Genomic DNA, 5,668 nt, shown 5'->3' on the forward strand with positions numbered 1-5,668 from the left:
CGATGATCGCGTTCAGGAACGTGCTTTTGCCATTTCGACCGCTTCCGTATAAGAAGAAAAGCACATGCTCGCGAATCAAACCGGTGAGAGCGTACCCTACTGATCTTTGCAGATAACGCTGCAATTCAACGTCTCGATTTGTGACATCGTTTAAGAAGCTATACCAGGTAGGAGCAGGAGCTCCCTGTTTATATCTTGCCGGCACAATCTTTGTGATGAAATGCTCGCGGCGCCCATAATTAATTTCGAGCGTTCGGAGATCAAGCGTCCCGTTCTCACAATTTAGAAGCCAGGGATCCTTGTCGAGTTCTTCCGGCAATATCGCAATTTTAGGTTTTGCGAGCTCGATCATCGCATCGATCCGATGCTTATAGTCACTTTTTACGGCATGCCGCGCGAGCTCACGTCGCTGATCTGAATCTTCGCAATTTTTCGCCTCGGAATAGAGCTCTCGAATTGTCTTTTGAGCAAACTCTGAGATTTTCTTTTTTGCATCAGGTTCCCATCGCTTTTCATTCCAGACGTAGAATTTCCGAAAAGGCTCGCACCAACGGATATGTGCTCCGTGTTGGTTCACAAAGAGATTTGCATTATAAGTGTCTCCTGCTCGAAAGTCCTCGGTTAAAGGAAATTCAAGCGCTGAATCAAAGGCGCGTTCCTTATCGCGGTCGTCATACTTGAACGGCGTCTCCTGTTCAGCCAATACATCATTGAGGCTTAAGCCCCCAGCGGCTTTCTCGTGCGGAAGCAATTCGCGTTCTTCTCTCTCATTGCCCATAACAATCCCCCTTAATGCCCTCGACCGGGGATAAAAAAGCGAAGCCGATCCGCGGACACCGAGGCTTCCTAAGAAAAATAAGGGAAAGGGAATTTCCCGGGCTCGCCGGCACCGCTCCAAGGCGACGTCGTGGCTATTAATCTCTGGAAGCAAAGGAAAGAACGAATCGACTTCGCTAGATTTCCAATTTTATAATAGGGAATTATCATCTCGGCGTCCTGATAGAATCGAATCATTCAGCTCGAAACCGTGTCAAGGTCTTTTCTATGTCTGCAAAGCGGCCTTTATGCACATAAAGCACATTGGCGCGGAAAAGCGGTCCAGGCGGGGAGGGGATCGAAGCCCCCCCGCCACTTTGCCCCCCCAGAGCAACGGGTTTAGGGCGGACCGTCATGATGCAAACTCCTGGTCGCTGAATTTAAAGATCGCTTCATAGTGATCAAAGTCGAAGCCCTTTCCTATCACCAAGAGCTTCTTGTTTGAAAGGTTGCGCTCCGCAACGTCGAGCGCGATCACGTCGCCCTGCTCGACCTCCAGGCTTGCCGGGGTCGATGTTATCGCGTAACGATCGACAGGCTTGCCCCAGACCGAAAAATAGTTATCGACGTAGGCCTCTATCCTTGCGAAATGTGCCGTTCCATAATCTGCGCTGAACCAGGGCTTTTCAAATTTTCTCTTTTTGACTTTTTGGGGAGTCGGCGAGATGCTCTTTTCGAGCTCCCATTTGTTCATGATGACATCGGCGTATGTGTTTGCCTTGCCACCTATGAGAAGCTCGCGCTCGAGCGTCCACTGGTCCTGGACCGTCCGCGCGCCATAGGAGACGCCGAGCGTCGTCGCCAGTCGCTCCTCGTATCTGCCAATCTCGTCAATTGAAACGATGTTGTTCACGTCCTCTCTGGTGCTAAAGACATAGGGCGTCGGCGTTGTCGAGTAGGCGGGGATCTTGACCATGTGGAGCTTGGAATCGTAGGACCAGAAAAGAAAGGTCTCCGGGGCATAGGAGAGGATCTCGAGAACGTGCTCGGCATATTTCTTCTTTTCATAGAGTGAACACCATAGGTCGTATACCGGACTCTGGCCGGCAAAATAGGTGTCGAGCGTCGAGAAGGAGCTGCTATCGATGAGACTGCTACCCAAGCCGGCGACCGTCGTCATGAGATCCTTGATGATCTCGCTCGGGCTAAGCTCGAAATAGCCGGGCGGATTGTAGTAATGCCAGGGCCAGGTTGCGCTCGGATTGTCTTCGGACCGTACATCTGTATCAACCAGGTTGTCTTTTCGCAGCATCATCGACGTTCCGAATCTCATTTGTGGAAGCACTTCCTCCCCTGTGCTCGCGTGTTTTTTGATAATAAGCATCAAGGTAGAAGTCCATAGGGTTTCAGCGCGACAAACCCGACGCCCGTCCGGATCGGTCCAGCAACCGAACCATGTAATATCTGGCGCGGCAAAACAGAGCCCCCCCTTGCTATTTCGCACCTGGCTGGTGCCGTCCCACTTTGTCCACGATCCATCGCGGACGCCACATTCGATGTTGAGCACATTCGCCGGCTCGAAATAGGTGACGAGCTCAGCTGTGGCGAAATTGCTATCGGCCTGCAGAGAGCAGTCGATGATCCGACCGAGATACTCGAGCGCCATGTCGCTACCGCTTGCATGATCGACATAGAGGCGGATCCGCAGGACGCACTCATAGGGCGCTTTTGCCGGGCTCGCATCCCAGATCGAGCCTGAATATCCCTCGCGGAAATAGCCGTCGGCATTGTCGAGCATCATCGTGAGGTTCGGCATCAACCAGTCAAGGGAGGCGAGCGTCGAGTCGTTCTCATATCTGCCCCAGCTGATCACGCGATCCGTCACGTCGATGATCGCCTCGGTCGCCGCTTTGTAGTTCTTGATGATCTCGGCTTTGAGCCTGAGATTCGGGCGCCTTCTGGCGAGCTCGAGCCTGGCCTCTGCAGAGAGTGAAACGGGCATGATTCCCTCAAAAAAAGCGTCCCCTCCTGAAGCGCCTGCACAATCTCGGATTGTTCGGTGGTGGGAACGCTTCTATCACTTTGGCTCAGCTATTGGTCCAAACCCACAGCTGAAAATCTTTATTTGCGATACCTGTGCTTACTTCATAATGAGAAGCGCGCTATCAATCAATCTTTTTCCCACTCCCCGCGCGACTTTTCGAACGTGAATTGTCTTAACCGTTAAATAACCGTTGGACGCGCGGCATGGCAATGGGAGCGAGTATACGGTTGTTTTCGCTTCTCTTGGCGTCTCCGTTTAATTCCAGCAAGCTCCCTGTTAGTCGCATCGGCTCGCGTGTGTTCTGAGGGACGCACGCGGCAACGTCTGTGGTTTTTCAGAGCATTAAGCCCGCGTCTGCAAATCAACGCTATAGGACTCTGATCCCCTCGAGCTTGTCGTTGATCCTTTTAAGCTCGAGATTGATTTGCTTCAGCACCATGCCATTTTCATCAATATCTGAGCCTATCTGACTCATTATCTTGACGAAGAAGCCGACAATTTCCTCCTTGGTTTCCGGGAGCCTTTCTTCTTTTCCGCTCAGGACGTCGTCGCCCATAGCAAACCCCTTTCCCTTTTTAAAATCTCGGTGTCCACCTCTAACCGTTATTCGCTTTGTTCTTTGAAAAATTCCTCGAGGTTCTTTTGCGATACCCGCCAGGCCCCCCCGACAAGTGTTGCTTTGAGACGGCCTTTTTTTATGTACTCCCGGAGCGTGCGCTCTGTGGTACCGAGCTTTTCCGCGAGTGTTTTCAATGTATAGAGCTTTATCGATCCGATTTCAGCGTCAAGCGCGCCCTGTCTTTTCTTCCGCTTTGGCTTGGTCTTCCGCTTTGGTTTACTCATGCTAGACAATTCCTTTCTCTTTTTGATACTCGGCAACTTTCCACTCTGCAGCATTTTCATCGAAGCGGTTGCGTACCGTCCGATACGTTTTTAGCATATCGACGCTGGCATGGCCTGTCACATCCTGGATCCGGTGATCGATGACGCCGGCCTCGAATCCATGCGTTATGAACGTGTTCCTGAGACTATGAAGCGTTAGGCGGGGATCATCGATCTCGATTGCTCGAAGCCGTTCCTTGAAAATCCTCGAGAGGGCTCGCGTTGTAAGGCGCCGGCCTTTGGATCGATTCCCATGCGAGATAAAAAGCGGATCCCCCTCTCGGGTCCCGTTCCGCATTGCCAGATAGCACATAATGGCCGAATGTACGGATTCGGCAAGCCCCACCTCGTGATCTTTTGCGTCCCGTCCTTTGCCTTGGATCCGCAAGACCGCATATCCTGATTCCTGTCTGATATCTTCGATGTTCGCCAGGACAATCGACATGCTCCGGATCCCCGTCGCGATTGCCAATCTAAAGATTGCATAATCGCGCTTTCCGATCGTTGTCTCTCTGTCGATTGAATCAGAAAGCCGTTTCAGTTGTTCGTGTGTGAGCGCTTGCCGGCGAGGTCCCCGGGGACGCTTGGATCCCCTCACCTCCCGAGCGATGTTCGGCCACAGCTTTTCGGATTCGAGCCATTCAAAGAATTTCCGAACGACCGTGATATAGAGGCTCGCAGTGTTAGCTGCAAGCCCCTGGCTCAAAAGTGTCTCTCTGTACTTTAGGATATCCGCCCTCCCGGGCTTTCTTGTGTCACTGAGACTGATCCATTGAAGGAATGGCTTTAAGGCCCTCTCGTAGGTTCTCCGCGAGCTGATTTTAACATCCTGGTCCATCAGGAATCGCTTCGCTACGTTCTCGAGCCTTAAAGCCGCATCCGGGATCATCATCGATTCCGACAGTGTTAGAGCCTTTTGAGTTTTCCTCATAATAACCCCTTATAGTCCATCCTTGTCCGAATATAGCACATGATAGAAACCTGTCAAGTGTTTATTTCCTGATATGGCCCTCTATGTCCACAAATAATCAATTACAGGCATCGATTTTCGAGCGACCGAATGTTGTACCCCTGGCGTTTCGCGGAAATTGTACCGCAAAAATGACGCGATCCGGTGTCACTCGAGTGACGCGTTGCCATTTTTTATCTTATTTAATGCCGGGGAGTTACAAAGAGTGACGCGTTGTGACGCGGGTTTGGGTTTAATCTTACACGCGCGCGCGCGTAGGGGCTTTATATATATATGGTGTCACATCGCGTCACCGCGTCACCAATTCATTGGGGTAAGAACGCGTAAGCCCTTCCAAAGTCTTGCTTTGTTAGTTCTCTCCTGAATCATGCCCCTTTCGGATAATCGGGTCCCGAATGCGGTTTTACTCATTGGCCTTTCCCCGCTCTCTTCGCACCATTTTTGATACTCTGAATAGAGCTCTGAGGCCATTGCTTCAAAGTCCGATTTCACTTCGCATTTTTCATCAATGAAACGTCCCAAAAGGTCCTGTTCCTTTCGGTAAGCGTCTGTGGCTTCGTTTATGATGTTTGGCTCGCTGAGCCCGTTTTTTTGCCAGCTGGTGCATCCCTGGATTGCCCAGTATAAAATCCCGTCGCGTTCCTCTCGGAGTTTTTCGGCGAGCTCGAGGTCCTCCATTTCTGGGGGGATCTCGACTATGAAAGGGATCAATCGGATTCTTCGCCAGATTGCACGATCGGTCCCTTTGATGGTCGGCCTATAGTTTGTAGCAAGGAAAATCTTATGAGTCGGGCGGAACATCCAATAATCTTCGCGCATCCGTCGAGCGGTCACATAGTCTCCGCCAGTAAGTTGCTTTGTGAGGGCCTCTGCAAGCGCGCGTCCGCTCTCTGTCTCGATCGTGCTTATGAAACGAAAACCGCGAAGCGAGGCGATAATGGTCGGATGGGAATCCCCCCGGCGTTGCATCAAAAGTTCAGGCGGGGCTTGGTGAGCATAATCCGGGCCCAGCGTGT

At 51.5% G+C, this 5,668-nt stretch carries 6 protein-coding genes; all 6 read right to left on the reverse strand.

Annotated elements, in window-relative coordinates:
- On the reverse strand, positions 1 to 778 hold a 778-nt coding region (locus GTN70_09905), incomplete at its 3' end, for a hypothetical protein (GenBank protein NIO17288.1).
- A 390-nt stretch (positions 779 to 1,168) separates the two neighbouring features.
- Positions 1,169 to 2,758, reverse strand: a complete 1,590-nt coding sequence (locus GTN70_09910; protein ID NIO17289.1) for a hypothetical protein — start codon at positions 2,756 to 2,758, stop codon at positions 1,169 to 1,171.
- Positions 2,759 to 3,167: 409 nt separating this feature from the next.
- The gene (locus tag GTN70_09915) at positions 3,168 to 3,356 is read right to left on the reverse strand and encodes a hypothetical protein (protein NIO17290.1); all 189 of its coding nucleotides are present in this window, start codon (positions 3,354 to 3,356) and stop codon (positions 3,168 to 3,170) included.
- 47 nt (positions 3,357 to 3,403) lie between these two features.
- On the reverse strand, positions 3,404 to 3,643 hold the full coding sequence (locus GTN70_09920) for a helix-turn-helix domain-containing protein (GenBank protein NIO17291.1): 240 nt from the start codon (positions 3,641 to 3,643) through the stop codon (positions 3,404 to 3,406).
- Between the two features lies 1 nt (position 3,644).
- Positions 3,645 to 4,613, reverse strand: a complete 969-nt coding sequence (locus tag GTN70_09925) for a tyrosine-type recombinase/integrase (protein NIO17292.1) — start codon at positions 4,611 to 4,613, stop codon at positions 3,645 to 3,647.
- Positions 4,614 to 4,949: 336 nt separating this feature from the next.
- On the reverse strand, positions 4,950 to 5,668 hold a 719-nt coding region (locus GTN70_09930), incomplete at its 5' end, for a DNA primase (protein ID NIO17293.1).

The organism is Deltaproteobacteria bacterium, assembly GCA_011773515.1.
In the GTDB taxonomy this organism is placed as follows: domain Bacteria; phylum Desulfobacterota; class Deferrimicrobia; order J040; family J040; genus WVXK01.